This is a genomic window from Methylobacterium sp. V23 (genome assembly GCF_002917135.1).
Classification (GTDB): domain Bacteria; phylum Pseudomonadota; class Alphaproteobacteria; order Rhizobiales; family Beijerinckiaceae; genus Methylobacterium.
The window spans coordinates 109033-125787 of record NZ_PDHT01000009.1 but is presented as its reverse complement, the minus strand read 5'-3'; the positions used below and the strand labels follow the sequence as shown (position 1 = coordinate 125787).

The following is a 16755-nucleotide window of genomic DNA, read 5'->3' as shown; positions in this document are numbered from 1 at the left end:
TTCCCGGTCGGCTGTTCGGCCTTCACGGGGTGAGCGCCAAGCGACCTGTGGACAACATCGGCGCCCCTGAGCGGGTCGGGCGGCTCCAGGACACCGCGAAGGATTGGACATTGGTACAAGCCAGTGCGCGGCCTGGTGCGCGGGGCCACGGCCGAGCGGCGATCGAGACGCGGCGGGCCGCAGGCAGATCAGCCTGTGTACGACGGGCGCTAAAGGCCCGCTCCGTCACGATAATATTGAATACAGGATCGAGCCGGCTCAAGCGGCGGCTTGTTCTTGGGGACGTGAAGGTTTCTTGGCCTCAGTCGAAAAGATTCTTGGCCGTTCGGGCTCTTGGACGGCTCTCGGTTCGCCGATATAGCGAGCAGCACAAGAAGTGATGGGGAGAGCCAAGATGGCCGCGAGCGCTGCATCGAGCACGACGGAACTGAAGGACCTGTACGAGATGGGCGAAGTGCCGCCCCTCGGGCACGTGCCGGCGAAGATGTATGCCTGGGCCATTCGGCGCGAGCGCCATGGACCGCCCGAGCAGTCGCATCAGCTCGAGGTGCTGCCCGTCTGGGACATCGGCGACGACGAGGTGCTGGTCTACGTCATGGCCGCCGGCGTGAACTACAACGGCGTCTGGGCCGGCCTCGGCGAGCCGATCTCGCCCTTCGACGTGCACAAGGGCGAGTACCACATCGCCGGCTCGGATGCCTCCGGCATCGTCTGGAAGGTCGGCGCCAAGGTGAAGCGCTGGAAGGTCGGCGACGAGGTCATCGTTCACTGCAACCGCGACGACGGCGACGACGAGGAGTGCAACGGCGGCGACCCGATGTTCTCGCCCTCCCAGCGCATCTGGGGCTATGAGACCGGCGACGGCTCCTTCGCCCAGTTCTGCCGGGTGCAGTCGCGCCAGCTCATGGTGCGCCCCAAGCACCTGACCTGGGAGGAGGCGGCCTGCTACACGCTCACCCTCGCCACCGCCTACCGCATGCTGTTCGGCCACGCCCCGCACACCGTGCGCCCGGGCCAGAACGTCCTCGTCTGGGGCGCCTCGGGCGGCCTCGGCGTCTTCGCCGTGCAGCTCTGCGCGGCCTCGGGTGCCAACGCCATCGCGGTGATCTCGGACGACACCAAGCGCGACTACGTCATGAGCCTCGGCGCCAAGGGCGTGATCAACCGCAAGGAGTTCGACTGCTGGGGCCAGCTGCCCAAGGTCAACTCGCCCGAGTACAACACCTGGCTCAAGGAAGCCCGCAAGTTCGGCAAGGCGATCTGGGACATCACTGGCAAGGGCAACGACGTCGACATCGTGTTCGAGCACCCGGGCGAGTCGACCTTCCCGGTCTCGACCCTGGTGGCCAAGCGCGGCGGCATGATCGTGTTCTGTGCCGGCACCACCGGCTTCAATATCACCTTCGACGCCCGCTACGTCTGGATGCGCCAGAAGCGCATCCAGGGCTCGCACTTCGCCCACCTGAAGCAGGCCTCCGCCGCCAACCAGTTCGTCCTCGACCAGCGCATCGATCCGTGCATGAGCGAGGTCTTCCCCTGGGAGAAGATCCCCCAGGCCCACACCAAGATGTGGAAGAACCAGCACGCCCCCGGCAACATGGCCTGCCTCGTCAACGCCCCCCGCGCCGGCTTGCGCACGGTCGAGGACGTGATCGAGGCTGGAAAGCGCTAGGCGTTCGGCGCCTTTCCCGTCTCGACGATGGCCTGCCCTTCTCGGAGGGCGGGCGCGAAGCAGCCTTCGCCGGCTCGTCTCGCTCACCTGCCCTTTTCGGAGGGCAGGTGTTTTGCGTATTCCTCGCGCTCTTCCTTCTGCTTGATCAGATCCGCGTAGGCTTGGCGCATCTCGGGTGACACCGTCACCGAGCGCGCTTTCTCTTTTTTGCGCTTGGGCGCCTTCTTGAACTGGTTGGTCGTCTCGGCCATCGCTGCCCCCTGTCGTGCGCGACCCTCAGCATAGGCGCGATGCGCGACGATCGCGAGACGTGGGACTGGTCGCCCGGCTTCCGGCGCGTTCCGCAGCCTGATAGACCGGTGCCGAAGCGACCGGTCGCCCGCCCGAGCGGGTCGGCCGTCAGGCACGACGTTCACGGACCACGGCGACCATCATGGACAAGTTCACCACCCTGGAGGGCGTCGCGGCGCCCATGCGGATCATCAACGTCGACACCGACCGGATCATCCCGAAGCAGTACCTCAAGACGATCAAGCGGACGGGTCTCGGCAAGGGCCTGTTCTCCGAGATGCGCTACCGCGACGACGGCTCGGAGAACCCGGACTTCGTGCTGAACAAGCCGGCCTACCGCAACGCCAGGATCCTCGTGGTCGGCGACAACTTCGGCTGCGGCTCGTCGCGCGAGCATGCGCCCTGGGCCCTGACCGATTTCGGTATCCGCTGCGTCATCTCCACGAGCTTCGCCGACATCTTCTTCAACAACTGCGCCAAGAACGGCATCCTGGCGATCACAGTCTCCCCCGAGGATCTGGAGAAGCTGTTCGAGGATGCGGAGCGCGGCTCCAACGCGACCCTGTCGGTGGATCTGGAGGCCCAGACCATCAAGGGCCCGGACGGCGGCACCCTGCACTTCGAGATCGATTCCGGCCGCAAGGAGAGCCTCCTCAACGGCCTCGACGAGATCGGCCTGACCCTGAAGCGCGCTCCGGCCATCGACGCCTACGAGGAGAAGCTCGCGGCGCGCGGGTTCGCCTGAGCGCGATCGACGCCGGCTCTCCCGCCCGATTCCGAGGGTCGGGCACGGGGCAGTCGGATTTGTGCGTCGGGCGTTCCGGTCATTCGGTGCCGGCCTCAACCGTTCGTTAACCCCGGTATCGCCTGAATCGGCGATCACGGTTTCGACGAACGCATTGGCGGAGAACACGATGGCATTCGGCCGATCGGGCAAGACGGCGACCCTCTCCGGCGGAGTGGCCGCGGCCCTCCTGGCGATCTGCGCCCCGGCCCAGGCCGACTTCCAGGACTGCCTCGGAAGCCTGCAGGCGCAGGCCGCCGCGCAGGGCATCTCGGCCCAGACCTTCCGGGCCGCGACGGCTGGGATCACCTACGACGAGAAGGTCCTCGAGCTCAGCCAGGCGCAGCCCGAGTTCAAGACGCCGATCTGGGACTACATGGCCGCCCTCGTGGACGAGGAGCGCGTCGACGACGGCAAGGCCGCCATGCGCCAGCACGCGCAGGCCCTGGCCAATGCCGAGGCGCGCTACGGCGTCGACCGGCACACCATCGCGGCGGTCTGGGGCGTCGAATCGAACTTCGGGAAGAACCTCGGCAAGATGCCGCTGGTGCAGTCCTTCGCCACCCTGATCTGTGCCAACCATCGCCGGAAGGAGTTCTTCAAGGGCGAGCTGATGGCCACCCTGAAGATCATCGAGCGCGGCGATATCGATCCCTCCCGCCTGAACGGGTCCTGGGCCGGCGCCTTCGGGCAGACGCAGTTCATGCCCACCACCTATCAGCGCCTCGCCGTCGACGGCGACGGCGACGGGCGCCGCGACCTGGTCGATTCGGTGCCGGACGCCGTGGCCTCCACGGCGAACTTCCTGCGGGTGGCCAAGTGGAACAACGGCCAGCCCTGGGGCTACGAGGTGAAGGTGCCGCGCGGCTTCAACGCCGGCGCGGCGGGTCGCAAGAACAAGAAGGCGATTGCCCACTGGGCCTCGCTGGGCGTCACCCGCGTCGACGGCCGTCCCCTCTCGGGCGACGGTCCGGCCGGCATCCTGCTTCCGGCCGGCATCGACGGCCCGGCCTTCCTGGTGACGAAGAACTTCGACGCGCTCTACTCCTACAACGCGGCCGAATCCTACGGCCTCGCCATCGCGGTGCTGTCCGACCGTCTGCGCGGGCGGGGCGGCATCCAGGCCGACTGGCCCACCGACGATCCGCCGCTGTCGCGGGCCGAGCGCCGCGACCTTCAGGCCCGCCTCACCAAGCGCGGCTTCGATGTCGGCGAGCCGGACGGCAAGGTCGGTTCCAAGACCCGCGACGCCATCAAGGAAGTCGAGCGCAGCCTCGGCATGCCGGCCACCGGTCGGCCCGGGGCCAAGGTCCTGGAAGCCCTCCGGCGCGGATGAGCGCACGGCGCCTGATCAGCTCCGGCTCGCCGTTCGAAGCGGCCTACGGCTATTCGCGCGCCGTGGTGCAGGGCGGCTTCGTCTTCGTGGCCGGCACCACCGGCTACGACTACGCCGCGATGACGCTGCCGGTCTCGGCCACCGAGCAGGCCGAGGCCTGCTGGCGGACCATCGGTGACGTCCTGGCACAGGCCGGGACCGGGCTCGCGGAGATCGTGCGGGCGACCTACTACGTCACGGATCGCACGGAGGCCGAAGCGGTTCTCGCGGTCTGCGGCCGGGTTCTGGGCGGGATCCGGCCCGCCGCCACGCTCGTCATCGTCGCCGGTCTGTTGCGTCCCGAAATGAAGGTCGAGATCGAGGTCACGGCGCTGCTGCCGTCAGGAGGGTTCGTCCCATGGGTGGACCGCTGATCGCACTGACCGGTGCCACGGGCTTCATCGGGCGGCACCTGCTGCAAAGCCTGTCGCGGCATGGGTTCCGGGTGCGCGTCCTGCTCCGCCGTCCCGTGGAGGTTCCGGAGGGCGCGAGCAGCGCCGTCGTCGGCGACCTGACCCGGCCGATGAACATGGCGGCGGCCCTCGCGGGCGTCGACGCGGTGGTGCATTCCGCGGGCTTGTCGCTGACCATGTCGGGCACGCCTGAGGACGATTTCCGCGCGTCGAACACCGAGGCGACCCTGCGTCTCGCCGAGGCGGCCGTCCGCGCCCGGGTCCAGCGCTTCGTCTTCCTGTCCTCCATCCGGGCGCAAACCGGGATCTCGGCGCCCGGACTCGTCACGGAGTCCGATCTGCCGGCCCCGACCGAGGCTTACGGGCGCTCCAAGCTCGCGGCCGAGGGAGCCCTGGCAGAGACCGGGCTCGACTGGGTCGCCCTTCGCCCCGTCCTGGTTTACGGCGCCGGCGTGACGGGCAATGTCGCGACCCTGCTGCAACTGGCCCGCTCTGCCGCGCCGCTTCCCTTCGCGAGCCTCGGGGCTCGGCGCTCTCTCGTCTCGGTGGAATCGCTGGCCCAGGCGGTCGCCGTGGTGCTTGCGGCGCCCGGTCCCTTGCGCCGCCCGCTCATCGTGGCCGAGCCCGATCCGCTCACCCCGGCCGAGATGGTGACGGCCCTGCGCGCCGGCTTCGGACGGCGCGCCGGACTCCTGCCCGCGCCGTCCGCGCTGCTCGCACTCGCCTGCCGGCTCGCAGGACAGGAGCGCGCGTATGCCCGCCTCTCCACCAGCCTCGTCGCGCACGCGGAGGGGCTGGCGACCCTGGGATGGCGGCCCGTAAGCACGGCCCGCGAGGGTCTCGAACGCTTCGCCCACAGCCAGGCCTGACGAAGGCCCGGCATCGCCGGCCGGGCCGCGATCGACGCGGATGGTATCGCGGTCTGTCTGCTCAGCGGCGCACGTCGATCACGTCGCCGGACCGGCTGTCGAGCACGACGGTGATGTCGTCGCCCCGCCGGTCCGAACCGCGCACGATCATCCGTGGGCCGCGCCGGTCGACGCCGTCCACGTCCACCAAGCCCTCGCGCCGCGCGATGCGGGCGGCCTCGCCACGGGTCAGTTCGCTGCGCGGCGGACCACGATCGTCGTAGCCGCGGCGGTAACCCGGATCGACCTGTACGCCGCCGGGGCCGATAGAGATGCCCTGGGCGAGCGCCGGAGCGGACGTGAGGCCAAGGCCGAGGGCAACGAGGCTGCCGGCCAGGATCGTCGGACGAATGTGCATGATGGCTTCCCCCTCTGTCAGGCGCGGCGCCTGGGCCGATGGGCCTCGGGACGCCTTCTGCGATTCGGGCCTCAATCCCCGTGCGTTCGCTTTTGTTCCAGGGGGGCGTCAGTGCACCGCGCGAATCGCGGCCGCGACGGCGTCGTCGGTCTGGTCGATATCCGGCGCGTCGATGTGGCGGAAGCGAGCCTGGATCAGACCGAAGGCGCCGAAGGCGAAATGCCCGGCCGCCACGATGGCGAGCAGCACCCAGCCATAGGGCTGCGCGCGCAGGGCCGCGAAGGCGCCGGCCAAGCCCTTCACCTCCGAGGAGGCCTGATACCAGGCTGCCGCGATGAAGAACCCGCCGATGATCAGGAAGGCGACGCCGCGGGCGGCGTAACCGAACTGGCCGACGGGCTTGGCCCAGCGACAATGGTTGGCGTCAAGCTTCAGGCGATCGGTGACGTCGCCCTTGAACGCCTTGATCAGGAAGGCGACGCCGCCCCCCATGACGCCGAGGCCGATCAGACCGACGAGCCACAGGCCGAAGGGCTTTGCCAGGAGCCAGGCCGTCCAGTCCTGCGTGGCGTCACCGCCCTTGCGCCCGAGGCCGAGGGCGAGGCTCGCGGCGGTGATGGCGAGGCCGGTATAGATCGCGGCGCTCAGGAGATGGGCAAGCCGGACGGTCGCGCCCTTCAGCGAGGTTCCGCGCCGGTCGGCATCGGTGACGCTCTCGATGAAGCGCCAGACCGCGAACCCGAGCAGACCGGCCGCGATCAGGCCGACGAGCACGACGCCGAACGGTCCGGCGAGTACCCAGCGGAGGGCGCTCTCGCTGTCGCCGGCGCGACCGCCCTGGCCGATGGCGGCGAGGACTGCCAAGCCTCCGACGACGCAATAGACGATGCCGCGGGCGCCGTAGCCGAACCGAGCGACGCGCTCGATGGTGTTGTGTCCGAGGTTGAGCAAGGCGTTTCCCGGGGTCGCGCGACGTTATCCGTCGGAGGAACGCGCAGCCTTGCCGGATAGTGCCACGTAGAACCCGAGGCCGTCGCCGGCCGGGAGGGTCTGCAGTCGATCGACCAGACCCTTGCGCTTGGCGTCGAGCAGCAGGCGGCCGATCGGTTGGAACAGGGTTTCGCCGCCGCCCTCCGGCGGAGGCGCCAGCCGGATCGCCACCGTCTTGCCCTTCCCGAAGCGACTGCGTTCCAGCATGTCCGCCAGGGAGGCCTCCGCGGTCGGACGATTGGTCTCGCGCAGGTCGAGGACCGATTCGGCATCGGTGACCCCGAGCGAACCGCGCAGCTTGTTGGCGTAGAAATCTTCGAAATGGGGCACCGGGCGGCACAGTCCTGGCTGGAGACGAAGATGGGGCGCGTCGCTGCGCAGCGCCATCGTAGCCGTCCGCGAGTCCCGGACACAACGGGCTTCGGATGCATCGGTCGCGTCCCCGGCGCGGAAGCCGTGCCGGGGACGCGGCGGCGTGGTGTCTCAGCCGTGGACGAGCACGTTGCGGAACTGCCAGGGGTCGCTGGTGTCGATGTCCTCGGGGAACAGCCCCGGGCGACCGGTCAGCGGCGTCCAGTCGGTGTAGACGCCGATCACGGGGCCGAGATACGGGGTCTGCACTTCGAGGCAGCGCCGGAAGTCCATCTCGTCGGCCTCGACGATACCGGCCTCCGGGTTCTCCAGGGCCCAGACCATGCCGGCGAGCACCGCCGAGGTCACCTGCAGGCCCGTGGCGTTCTGGTAGGGCGCGATGCGACGGGTCTCCTCGATGGAGAGCTGCGAGCCGTACCAGTAGGCGTTCTTGGCGTGGCCGTAGAGGAGCACGCCGAGCTCGTCGATGCCGTCGACGATCTCGGTCTCGTCGAGGATGTGGATCGTCTCCTGGACCTTGCCGCCGTTGCCGAACATCTCGTGCAGCGAGAGCACCGCGTCGTTGGCGGGGTGATAGGCATAGTGGCAGGTCGGCCGGTAGGCGGCGCGCTCGCCCTCCAGCACCGTGTAGTAGTCGGAGATCGAGACGGCCTCGTTGTGGGTGACGAGGAAGGCGTATTGCGACTGGGCCGTCGGCGTCCAGGAGCGCACGCGGGTGTCGGCGCCGGGCTGGAGCAGGTAGATCGCGCAGCGCGAGCCCTTCTCCTGTTCGCGGCCGTTCCCCGGCATCCAGGTCTCGTGGGTGCCCCAGCCGAGCTCGGCCGGCTGGTTGCCCTCGGAGACGAAGCCTTCCACCGACCAGGTGTTGACGAAGACGCCCATGGGCTTGGCCGACTTGGCACGCTGGGTGTCGCGCTCGGCGATGTGCACGCCCTTCACGCCGACCTCGCGCATGAGGGCGGCCCAGCCGGCGCGATCCTTCGGCTCGGGGGTCTTCAGGCCGAGATCGCCGGCGATGTTCAGCAGCGCCTGCTTGACGAACCACGACACCATGCCGGGATTGGCGCCGCAGCACGACACGGCGGTGGTGCCGCCGGGGCTCGCGGTACGGGCGTCCAGGATCTCCTGGCGCAGGGCGTAGTTGGTGCGGTCGCCCTGGCTCTTGTTCTTGTCGAAGTAGAAGCCCGGCCAGGGCTCCGCGACGGTGTCGATGTAGAAGGCGCCGAGTTCGCGGCAGAGCTCCATGATCGCCCGCGACGAGGTATCGACCGAGAGGTTCACGCAGAAGCCCTGGCCGCCGCCCTCGGTGAGCAGCGGCGTCAGCACCTCGCGATAGTTCTCCTTGGTCAGAGCGACCTGCTCGAAGCGCAGGCCGTGCTGATCGGCCAGGGACTTGTGCGCGTCGGAGGGCTCGACCACCGTGAAGCGCGCCTTGTCGTATTCGAAGTGGCGCTCGATCAGCGGGAGCGTGCCGCGCCCGATGGAGCCGAAGCCGATCATTACGATGGGGCCTGTGATGCGGCCGTGGACGGGCCAGGCGGTGGCGGCTTCGGTCATGGGCGTCGGGTCCTTCTCATACGCGTGTCGTTGTCGGTGGTCGTACGGCGACCGCATGCCTTAGGCGGCGCAAATGACGAACAAGCGACGGGCTCAGTGGCGTTTGCGGCTCCGGCGGTCAACCGCCCCGCGGCAATCGACTCATGCGCCATGCACCGAGTCTTACGGAAGTTTGAAGCGGCGCATGCCCTGTACGCAGGGCGAGGTCCCACCGCAGCGCATTGCGACGACGGTCCCGCACGCCGATATTGCATTGCAACAGAACAACAGCGAACACCGACGCGGAAACGTCCGTCCCCTCAACGCCACGGACTTCGACCATGCTCGCACTCATCACCTCGCGCCTCGCCGCTCCGGTCGACGAGCCCATCGACCGCGATCCGGGCATCATCACCCTGGCAGCCTCGCTGCTTCGCGCGGTGACGCGCCGCCATGATGCCGCCTTCCAGCGCCGCTGCGATCTCGCCGCCAAGACTGAGCATCACACGGCCGTCTGACCGGCGGTTTCGCCGGAACGGCCGTCAGGCGACCCGTCGTCGGGAGCCTGCGCCGCTCTCGGCCACCGCCGGCGCCAGGGGAATGGGTACCGCCTGATCCCAGGCACCCGACGCCCGCAGGATACCCCGTGCTCCGGCCAGGGCACCGCGACGCAACTCGAGCCCGAGGAAGCGCTCGCGCTCGAACGGACCGGGCATGAACAGCCCCTCCGCGCATTCCGCCGAAAAGCCGAAGCGCGCATAGTAGGGCGCATCCCCCATCAGCAGCACAGCGCCGTGGCCGAGGGTGTCCGCACGACGCAGGGCAGCCCGCATCAGGATCGATCCGAGGCCGAGCCCCTGGATCGCCGGGTCGACCGCCAGCGGCCCCAGCAGCAGGGCCGGGCGCCGGGCGCCGGCCTCGACATGCCACAGACGGCAGGTGCCGACGACGCGACCGTCCTTCTCGGCGGTGAGGGCGAGGCCCTCCGCCGGAAGCCGGCCTTCGCGCAGGCGCTCGGACGTCTTCAGGCGGCGAGCCTCGCCGAAGCAGGCGTCAAGGAGCTGCTCGCGGGCGACGACGTCGCCGGCCACTTCATCACGAATCTGGACCAAGGCCGCACCCTTCCCGAACGTTGGGCAGGCGACAGGACGAGTCCGTTCAGGCTGCGACCGAGGCCGTCGACCTGCACGGGGCGGGACTGTGGGGTTCCACCGCCGGGCGTCCCTCAGGGAAACGCCCGGCGTTCGCGTCATGACCGTGAAGAGGTTTAGATCACGTATTGCTGTAGGGGCGGGAAGCCGTTGAAGGCGACCGCCGCGTAGGTGGTGGTGTAGGCGCCGGCCCCCTCGATCAGCACCTTGTCGCCGATGGAGAGCGACACGGGCAGCGGGTAGGGCACCTTCTCGTACAGCACGTCCGCGGAGTCGCAGGTCGGGCCGGCGAGCACGCAGGGGGCCATGCGGTCCTCGTCGTGCTCGGTGCGGATCGCGTAGCGGATCGACTCGTCCATGGTCTCGGCGAGGCCACCGAACTTGCCGATGTCGAGGTAGACCCAGCGGACCTCGTCCTCGGCGTCGGACTTCTTCGACACCAGCACCACCTCGGCCTCGATCACGCCGGCATTGCCGACCATGCCGCGACCGGGCTCGATGATGGTCTCCGGCATGTGGTTGCCGAAGTGCTTGGTCAGGGCACGGAAGATCGCGTCGCCGTAGGATTCCACGCCCGGCACCGCCTTGAGGTACTTGGTCGGGAAGCCGCCGCCGAGGTTGACCATCGACAGGGTAATGCCGCGCTGGGCGCAGTCCTCGAAGATCGTGGCGGCGGAGGCCAGGGCGCCGTCCCAGGCACCGGTATTGCCCTGCTGCGAACCGACATGGAACGAGACGCCGTAGGCGGTGAGGCCCTGGCGGTAGGCGTGCTCCAGCACGTCGACGGCCATTTCCGGCACGCAGCCGAACTTGCGCGACAGCGGCCACTCGGCGCCGGCCCCGTCGCAGAGGATGCGGCAGAACACCTGCACGTCGCCGGCCTCGACGCCCGCCGCATCGGCGGCCCGGGCGATCTTCTCGACCTCGGCCTGGCAGTCGACGGCGAAGAGACGCACGCCGAGCTTGAGCGCGCGGGTGATGCAGCGCTCCTTCTTGATGGTGTTGCCGAAGGAGACGCGGTCGGCGGTGGCCCCGGCGGCGAGCGCCATCTCGACCTCGACCACCGAGGCGGTGTCGAAGCAGGAGCCCATCTCGGCGAGCAGCCGCAGTACCTCCGGCGCCGGGTTCGCCTTCACCGCGTAGAACACGCGGGTGTCGGGCAGCGCACGGGCGAAGGCGGTGTAGTTGTCGCGCACGACATCGAGGTCGAGCACCATAACCGGGCCCTCGTCCTGGCCCATGTCACGGCGTGCGCGCAGGAAATCGCGGATACGATCGGTCATGCTCGTTCCAACCCACAGGTTCGCGAGCGCCCTCGCGGGGCGCGCAGTCGAATGTCAGGACGACAGGATGCCGTCCGGCGTCTGGGGGCGCTGCGACGCGACGCGCCACGTGCTTTGGAGACACGCGAGGGCATCGCGGGCGCAAGAGCACCCGGAAGCTGCCTTGGATTGGAAGGGGGGTCCCCACCGCACGCCGGGCAAAGAGAAACAAGCCTCTTCGGTGCCGGCCTTTGGAGGGCCGACGAGACCAAAAAAGCCCGTTCGTCGTTGCTTTAAGCTGCGTCCCCCGTGGAGAGCGGGGTTCGCCGGTTTCGCCTCCGGCTGCCGGTTGTTGTCGGGGTCCGGTGTTGCCACCTGGATGCCGGCCGGAGGGAATCCACCCTGTCGACCATCGATCCTTTAAGACCCCTGGCGGCTGTCCGGCAGTTGGCCGGATGCCCACCAACCGACACGCGGCCACAGGCACGTGCGAAATTGGGCAAGGCGCATATACGGTCAGGGTGTTCTCGCCACAAGGGAAAACCGCGATTTTTCACCCGAAACCGGGTTGTCTTCCCGGGCTGTTGCAGAAACGCCGCGGACACCGCCGCCCAGCCGATCATGGGCCCTTCCCAAGGCCGTGCGGACGGGCCATCAAGCGCACGGTTTTTCCTCAAGGCGCACCGGATCGCAGGACGATGTCAGAACCCAACCGGCGCAGAATCGTCCAGGGACTCGCGGCCACGACCCTCCTCGCGGCGACCGCGGAGGGGCGGGCGCAACGCCGCGAAGGGCGTCCGGAGACCCCCTTCGGCTTCGCCGACGTGGAGCGCCGGGCGCAAGACCTCGCCAAGGTCGCCTACGAGGCCCGCGTCCCGACCCTGCCGGCGCCGATCGCCAAGCTCGACTACGACGCCTGGCGCGACATCCGCTTCAAGCCGGACAAGGCGTTTCTCGGCGACGGGAGCCCGTTCCGGCTCCAGCTCTTCCATCTCGGCTTCCTCTACACCCGTCCGGTGACGGTGAACCTCGTCCGCGGTGGCGTGGCGACGCCGATCCCCTACCAGTCGAGCCTCTACGACATGGGGCGCACGAAGCTCGACAAGGCCTTGCCGGTCGATCTCGGCTTCGCCGGCCTGCGCATCCATGCGCCGCTGAACAAGCCGAACCTGCTCGACGAGCTCATCGTCTTCCTCGGGGCGAGCTACTATCGCTTCCTCGGGCGCGATCAGCTCTATGGCCTCTCGGCCCGAGGACTGGCGGTCAACGTCGAGGGGCAGGGCGGCCCCGAGGAATTTCCGGTTTTCCGCGAGTTCTGGGTCGGCGTGCCGGACAAGGCCGACGATGCGCTGACGATCTACGCGCTCCTCGACAGCCCGTCGCTAACCGGGGCCTATCAGTTCACCGTGACGCCGGGTGACGCGACCAGCGTGGCGGTGCGCGCCACCCTGATCCCACGGGTCGACCTCGCGACGGTGGGCCTCGCCCCGCTCACCTCGATGTTCTTCATCGGCGAGAACGACCGTCGCCACGCCGACGACTATCGGCCGGAGCTCCACGATTCCGACGGGCTCCAGATCGCGGCGGGCAGCGGGGAGTGGCTGTGGCGTCCGCTCCACAATCCGCGCGACCGGCGCATCTCCAGCTTCGTCGACCGCGACCCGAAGGGCTTCGGGCTGATGCAGCGCGATCGGAATTTCGAGACCTACCAGGACCTCGAAGCCTCCTACGACCGCCGGCCCGGCTACTTCGTCGAGCCGGACGGACCGTGGGGCGAGGGCGCGGTGATGCTGATGGAGCTGCCCACCGACACCGAGACCAACGACAACATCGTCGCGTGCTGGCGGCCGGCGAGCCCCTATCCGGCCGGCACGCCGGTCACGCTGTCCTACCGGGTTCGCGCCGTCGGCGGGGCTCCGCTCCATCCGGGCGGGCGCGTGATCAACACCTTCAGCGTCGCCCCCTTGGCCAGTGGCACCGCCAAGGCGGAGGAGGAGAAGGGCGGCCTGACGCGGCGCTTCCTCGTCGATTTCGCCGGCGGCAACCTCGACTACTACCGCGCCGATCCGAGCCGGGTGGAGGTGGTGGCAAGCACCGCCCTTGGCCGTATCACGCACAGCTCGGTGGCGCCGAACCCGCATATCCAGGGCCTGCGCGCGGCCTTCGACGTGACCCTGGAGGCCCCGGGTCAGGCGACCGACCTGCGCGTGTTCCTGCGGGCCTCGGGGCGTGCCCTGTCGGAAACCTGGGTCTATCCCTGGACGGCCCGGTGAGCGCGTCCTCGATCAAGTCTGAAACGGCGCCGCGGGTGGAGATCCGCCCGGCGACGCTGGCCGATCTCGACGCCCTGGTGGCCCTTGAACACGCCGCCTTCGCCAGCGACCGTGCCGAGCGGCGTGCAATCCGCCACGCCATCCGCTCGCCCAGCATGTCGCTCCTGGCGGCGATCATCCTCGACGAGGCGGGACAGGCGACCCTCGTCGGGTCGGCCACGCTGGAGCGCCGGCGCGGCAGCCGCAGCGCCCGCCTCTCCTCCATCGCCGTCTCCCCGGCGCGGTCCGGTCTCGGGCTCGGCAGCCTCGTTCTCGACGCCGCCGAAGCGGATGCGCGCGCCCATGGCTGCGCGCGTCTGCGCCTCGAAGTCCGCGCCGACAACGGCGCCGGGATCCGGCTCTACGAACGCCGGGGTTACCTGCGCTTCGCCGTCATCCCCGATTACTACGAGGACGGCATGGAAGCCTGGCGCTACGAGAAGTCTCTCTGAGACGCGAAAGCCCGCCCCGGTGGGACCGGAGCGGGCGTGGCAGGCCTCCGAAACCGGACGGCTGGTTCAGTCGCAGCTCTCCTTGGTGACCGTCTTGCGGTCGCCGAGATCGTTCTCCTTGGTCACGGTCTTGGAGGAGCAGCCGTCGCCGGACTCCCGGCGCTCGACCGTGCGGCTCTCGGTGGAGGGGCGATCGACCACGACGGTGTCGGGCGCATCGCGGCGGATGACCGTGGTCTCGGCCTGAACGGCCGAAGCGCCGAACAGCGTTGCCAGGGTCAGGGCGGCGATGATGGGGTTGCGCATGAATATCTCCCTTCAGGAAAATCTGCAGCCCCAACGGCGATCATCGAGAAACCGTTCCGCTTGTCCGCGCGCCGCCCAGCCGAAATCTGCCGCATTGCGAATCTTCGGTTGACGATGTCCTGCGACGTCCACCTGAGACCTTGCACATGAGCCCCGGCGAAAGCGCCGGAGTCGGGTGATGTGGGCCAGCCCGTCGTCTGCGGGCAACGGATCCGTTCGTGGCGCGGCCGACCGGACTCCAGCCCTCGTCCGCGAAGGCGGGTAGGGGGCTAGGCCTCGTCTCTCGAAAGGCATCGACGCGCCCGGCCACTTGGTCGGGTTTCGCGGCTCGCGTCCCTCCCCGAATAGGTTGACGGGGTGGAGCGGTATCATCCCGTCAGCCGGGCGGTCCAGACGTAGACCAGGACCGAAACGAGACTCCGTCGCTCAGCCCTCGATGCGCGAGAAATCCGCAACTTCGCGGGTCGCAGCCCGCAGGGCGTTGAGAAGCGCAAGGCGGTTCTGGCGCAGGGCGGGATCCTCGGCATTCACCGTGACCCGCTCGAAGAACGCGTCGACCGGCACGCGCAGGGTCGAGAGCGCCTGCATGGCCCCGGCGAAATCCTCCGCAGCCACGGCCGCCGACGCCGTCTCGCGCGCCGCCGCCAGGGCCTCGGCGAGGGCCCGTTCCTCCGGCTCGCCGCGGGCGGCGAGGGCTGCATCCGGGGCCGCGTCGTAAGCGCGACCGTCCTTCTTCTCTTCGATGCGCAGGATGTTGGCAGCGCGCTTGTAGCCGGCCAGCAGGTTCCGGCCGTCGTCGGTTTCGAGGAAGGCGCCCAGAGCCTCGACGCGGCGGACCACCATCAGCAGATCATCCTGGCCCGGCAGGGCGAAGACGGCGTCGATGAGGTCGTGGCGGGCACCCTTGTCGCGCAGGTAGACCTTCAGGCGATCGGCGAAGAAGGCGAGGAGGCTCGCGCCATCCGTGTCCGCAGCGCTCGCAGGCGCAACGGTCTTCGGCGGAGTGCCGTAATTCGCATGGCCGTCGGCGGCGGCCTGATAGCCGTCGCGCAGGAGAGACAGCTTCACAGTATTCTCGATGAGCAGCCGGATCACCCCGAGGGCCGCGCGGCGCAGGGCGTAAGGGTCCTTGCTGCCCGTCGGCTTCTCGTCGATGGACCAGAACCCGACCAGGGTGTCGAACTTGTCGGCGAGCGCCACGGCGACGGCCACGGGATCGGTCGGCACCCGGTCGGAGGGACCGACCGGCTTGTAGTGGTCCTCGATTGCCGCCGCGACGCTCCCGGGCTCTCCCTGGAGCGCCGCGTATTTGCGACCCATCAGGCCCTGCAGCTCGGGAAACTCGCCGACCATCTCGGTGACGAGGTCGGCCTTGGCCAGGGTCGCGGCACGCTCGGCCTGATCCGGGTCGGCGCCGACCAGGGGCGCCAACTCGCGGGCGAGGGCGGCGATGCGCTGAACGCGCTCTCCCTGCGTGCCCAGCTTCTCGTGGAACACGATGGTGTCGAGCTTCGGCAGCCGGTCCGCGAGGCGGGTCGCCTTGTCGGTCTCCCAGAAGAACTTGGCATCCGACAGGCGTGCGCGCACCACGCGCTCGTTGCCGGCGGTGATGGCAAGGCCGCCGTCGCTGGCGACCAGGTTCGACGTCAGGACGAAGGCCGGCGCAAGGGTGTCGGTGCCGGCCTGACGCAGCACGAAGCACTTCTGGTTGGCTCGGATGGTGGCGCGAATGGCCTCGGCCGGGATGTCGAGGAAGGCTTCGTCGAAGGAGCCCAGCAGCACCACGGGCCACTCGACGAGACCGGCGACCTCCTCCAGCAGCCCATCGTCCTCGACGAGTTCGAGGCCTCGCGCGAAGGCGAGGTCGCGGGCATCGTGCAGGATGATGTCCTTGCGCCGCTCCACGTCGAGCACGACCTTCGCGCGCTCCAGGGACCGGACGTAGTCGTCGAAGCGCCGGACCTCGATGGCCTCGGGCGCCAGGAAGCGGTGGCCGTAGGTCGTGGTGCCGGCGACGATGCCGTCCACCGCGAACGGCACCACGTCCGGCGTCTCGGTCTCCGGCCCGAAGGTGGCGACGATCGATTGCAGCGGACGCACCCAGCGCAGGGCGCCCGGCTGCGCCGAGGCTTGGCCCCAGCGCATCGATTTCGGCCACGGGAAGCTGCGGATGATCTGCGGCAGAATCTCGGCAAGGACGTCGAGGGTCTCGCGGCCGGGCCGCTCGATCACCGCGACGTAAAACGCGCCCTTCTTCGGATCCGTGACGACGGTCGCCTGGTCGAGGCTCGCGAGCCCCGCGCTCTTCAGGAAGCCCTGGACGGCACCCTCCGGTGCCCCGACCCGGGGCCCTTTACGCTCCTCCCGCACGTCCTGCCCGCGCGGCGGCAGGCCGGCCACGTGCAGCGCCAGGCGGCGCGGCGTGGCGAAGGCCTTGGCCCCCTCGTAGAGGAAGCCGCGCTCCACGAGAGCGTCGGTGACGAGCTTTTTCAGATCGTCGGCCGCCTTCCGCTGCATGCGGGCGGGAATCTCTTCGGAGCGAAGTTCGAGGAGGAGGTCGGGCATGGGATCAG

General features: G+C 69.2%; 17 protein-coding genes. 8 read left to right on the top strand and 9 right to left on the bottom strand.

Going from position 1 to position 16755, the window contains the following annotated elements:
• Positions 1 to 394 precede the first annotated feature (394 nt).
• On the top strand, positions 395 to 1672 hold the full coding sequence (ccrA, locus tag CRT23_RS10955; protein WP_055957829.1) for a crotonyl-CoA carboxylase/reductase: 1278 nt from the start codon (positions 395 to 397) through the stop codon (positions 1670 to 1672).
• Positions 1673 to 1755: 83 nt separating this feature from the next.
• Here the strand turns inward: ccrA and CRT23_RS28450 are convergent, their stop codons facing one another.
• Positions 1756 to 1923, bottom strand: a complete 168-nt coding sequence (locus CRT23_RS28450; protein WP_181017318.1) for a hypothetical protein — start codon at positions 1921 to 1923, stop codon at positions 1756 to 1758.
• Between the two features lie 182 nt (positions 1924 to 2105).
• Between CRT23_RS28450 and leuD the strand changes: the two genes are divergently transcribed.
• The 4 genes from leuD to CRT23_RS10935 all read left to right on the top strand — a co-directional run bounded on the left by leuD (position 2106) and on the right by CRT23_RS10935 (position 5404).
• Positions 2106 to 2708, top strand: a complete 603-nt coding sequence (leuD, locus tag CRT23_RS10950) for a 3-isopropylmalate dehydratase small subunit (RefSeq protein ID WP_055957832.1) — start codon at positions 2106 to 2108, stop codon at positions 2706 to 2708.
• Between the two features lie 169 nt (positions 2709 to 2877).
• Positions 2878 to 4083 carry a lytic murein transglycosylase gene (locus CRT23_RS10945; protein WP_103709694.1) on the top strand — a complete coding sequence of 402 codons (1206 nt, stop codon included), beginning with the start codon at positions 2878 to 2880 and terminating at the stop codon, positions 4081 to 4083.
• A complete protein-coding gene (locus CRT23_RS10940; protein ID WP_103709693.1) occupies positions 4080 to 4496 on the top strand; it encodes a RidA family protein in 417 nt (138 codons plus the stop codon). Before CRT23_RS10945 ends, CRT23_RS10940 begins: the two co-directional genes overlap by 4 nt.
• A complete protein-coding gene (locus tag CRT23_RS10935) occupies positions 4481 to 5404 on the top strand; it encodes an NAD-dependent epimerase/dehydratase family protein (protein WP_103709692.1) in 924 nt (307 codons plus the stop codon). The genes CRT23_RS10940 and CRT23_RS10935 overlap by 16 nt, the downstream gene beginning before the upstream one ends.
• 61 nt (positions 5405 to 5465) lie before the next feature.
• Here CRT23_RS10935 and CRT23_RS10930 read toward each other — a convergent pair whose 3' ends face one another.
• The 4 genes from CRT23_RS10930 to CRT23_RS10915 all read right to left on the bottom strand — a co-directional run bounded on the left by CRT23_RS10930 (position 5466) and on the right by CRT23_RS10915 (position 8720).
• Positions 5466 to 5801 (bottom strand): hypothetical protein, encoded by a 336-nt coding sequence (locus CRT23_RS10930; RefSeq protein WP_055957841.1) that lies wholly within the window; start codon positions 5799 to 5801, stop codon positions 5466 to 5468.
• Positions 5802 to 5909: 108 nt separating this feature from the next.
• On the bottom strand, positions 5910 to 6752 hold the full coding sequence (locus CRT23_RS10925; RefSeq protein ID WP_103709691.1) for a DUF1206 domain-containing protein: 843 nt from the start codon (positions 6750 to 6752) through the stop codon (positions 5910 to 5912).
• Between the two features lie 24 nt (positions 6753 to 6776).
• Positions 6777 to 7121 carry a hypothetical protein gene (locus tag CRT23_RS10920; protein ID WP_103709738.1) on the bottom strand — a complete coding sequence of 115 codons (345 nt, stop codon included), beginning with the start codon at positions 7119 to 7121 and terminating at the stop codon, positions 6777 to 6779.
• Between the two features lie 153 nt (positions 7122 to 7274).
• On the bottom strand, positions 7275 to 8720 hold the full coding sequence (locus CRT23_RS10915) for a saccharopine dehydrogenase NADP-binding domain-containing protein (RefSeq protein WP_103709690.1): 1446 nt from the start codon (positions 8718 to 8720) through the stop codon (positions 7275 to 7277).
• A 320-nt stretch (positions 8721 to 9040) separates the two neighbouring features.
• Between CRT23_RS10915 and CRT23_RS28445 the strand changes: the two genes are divergently transcribed.
• The gene (locus tag CRT23_RS28445) at positions 9041 to 9217 is read left to right on the top strand and encodes a hypothetical protein (RefSeq protein WP_181017317.1); all 177 of its coding nucleotides are present in this window, start codon (positions 9041 to 9043) and stop codon (positions 9215 to 9217) included.
• Between the two features lie 24 nt (positions 9218 to 9241).
• Here the strand turns inward: CRT23_RS28445 and CRT23_RS10910 are convergent, their stop codons facing one another.
• Together CRT23_RS10910 and CRT23_RS10905 are read right to left on the bottom strand one after the other, a co-directional pair.
• Positions 9242 to 9811 (bottom strand): N-acetyltransferase, encoded by a 570-nt coding sequence (locus CRT23_RS10910; RefSeq protein WP_103709689.1) that lies wholly within the window; start codon positions 9809 to 9811, stop codon positions 9242 to 9244.
• 155 nt (positions 9812 to 9966) lie between these two features.
• Positions 9967 to 11133, bottom strand: a complete 1167-nt coding sequence (locus CRT23_RS10905; protein WP_103709688.1) for a type III PLP-dependent enzyme — start codon at positions 11131 to 11133, stop codon at positions 9967 to 9969.
• Positions 11134 to 11810: 677 nt separating this feature from the next.
• Between CRT23_RS10905 and CRT23_RS10900 the strand changes: the two genes are divergently transcribed.
• Together CRT23_RS10900 and CRT23_RS10895 are read left to right on the top strand one after the other, a co-directional pair.
• Positions 11811 to 13385 (top strand): glucan biosynthesis protein G, encoded by a 1575-nt coding sequence (locus tag CRT23_RS10900; protein WP_103709687.1) that lies wholly within the window; start codon positions 11811 to 11813, stop codon positions 13383 to 13385.
• A complete protein-coding gene (locus tag CRT23_RS10895) occupies positions 13382 to 13876 on the top strand; it encodes an N-acetyltransferase (RefSeq protein WP_181017316.1) in 495 nt (164 codons plus the stop codon). Before CRT23_RS10900 ends, CRT23_RS10895 begins: the two co-directional genes overlap by 4 nt.
• Before the next feature lie 66 nt (positions 13877 to 13942).
• Here CRT23_RS10895 and CRT23_RS10890 read toward each other — a convergent pair whose 3' ends face one another.
• Both CRT23_RS10890 and glyS read right to left on the bottom strand, forming a co-directional pair.
• The gene (locus tag CRT23_RS10890) at positions 13943 to 14182 is read right to left on the bottom strand and encodes a hypothetical protein (protein ID WP_055958157.1); all 240 of its coding nucleotides are present in this window, start codon (positions 14180 to 14182) and stop codon (positions 13943 to 13945) included.
• Positions 14183 to 14608: 426 nt separating this feature from the next.
• Positions 14609 to 16747, bottom strand: a complete 2139-nt coding sequence (gene glyS / locus CRT23_RS10885) for a glycine--tRNA ligase subunit beta (protein ID WP_103709686.1) — start codon at positions 16745 to 16747, stop codon at positions 14609 to 14611.
• Positions 16748 to 16755: the final 8 nt, after the last annotated feature.

Bases quoted from the DNA above. Each gene is read 5' to 3' on its own strand.
- CRT23_RS10900 (WP_103709687.1), top strand. From the start codon at position 11,811: ATGTCAGAACCCAACCGGCGCAGAATCGTCCAGGGACTCGCGGCCACG.
- glyS (WP_103709686.1), bottom strand. From the start codon at position 16,747: ATGCCCGACCTCCTCCTCGAACTTCGCTCCGAAGAGATTCCCGCCCGC.
- CRT23_RS10945 (WP_103709694.1), top strand. From the start codon at position 2,878: ATGGCATTCGGCCGATCGGGCAAGACGGCGACCCTCTCCGGCGGAGTG.
- CRT23_RS10940 (WP_103709693.1), top strand. From the start codon at position 4,080: ATGAGCGCACGGCGCCTGATCAGCTCCGGCTCGCCGTTCGAAGCGGCC.
- CRT23_RS10930 (WP_055957841.1), bottom strand. From the start codon at position 5,801: ATGCACATTCGTCCGACGATCCTGGCCGGCAGCCTCGTTGCCCTCGGC.
- CRT23_RS28450 (WP_181017318.1), bottom strand. From the start codon at position 1,923: ATGGCCGAGACGACCAACCAGTTCAAGAAGGCGCCCAAGCGCAAAAAA.
- CRT23_RS10915 (WP_103709690.1), bottom strand. From the start codon at position 8,720: ATGACCGAAGCCGCCACCGCCTGGCCCGTCCACGGCCGCATCACAGGC.
- leuD (WP_055957832.1), top strand. From the start codon at position 2,106: ATGGACAAGTTCACCACCCTGGAGGGCGTCGCGGCGCCCATGCGGATC.
- ccrA (WP_055957829.1), top strand. From the start codon at position 395: ATGGCCGCGAGCGCTGCATCGAGCACGACGGAACTGAAGGACCTGTAC.
- CRT23_RS10890 (WP_055958157.1), bottom strand. From the start codon at position 14,182: ATGCGCAACCCCATCATCGCCGCCCTGACCCTGGCAACGCTGTTCGGC.
- CRT23_RS28445 (WP_181017317.1), top strand. From the start codon at position 9,041: ATGCTCGCACTCATCACCTCGCGCCTCGCCGCTCCGGTCGACGAGCCC.
- CRT23_RS10935 (WP_103709692.1), top strand. From the start codon at position 4,481: ATGGGTGGACCGCTGATCGCACTGACCGGTGCCACGGGCTTCATCGGG.
- CRT23_RS10905 (WP_103709688.1), bottom strand. From the start codon at position 11,133: ATGACCGATCGTATCCGCGATTTCCTGCGCGCACGCCGTGACATGGGC.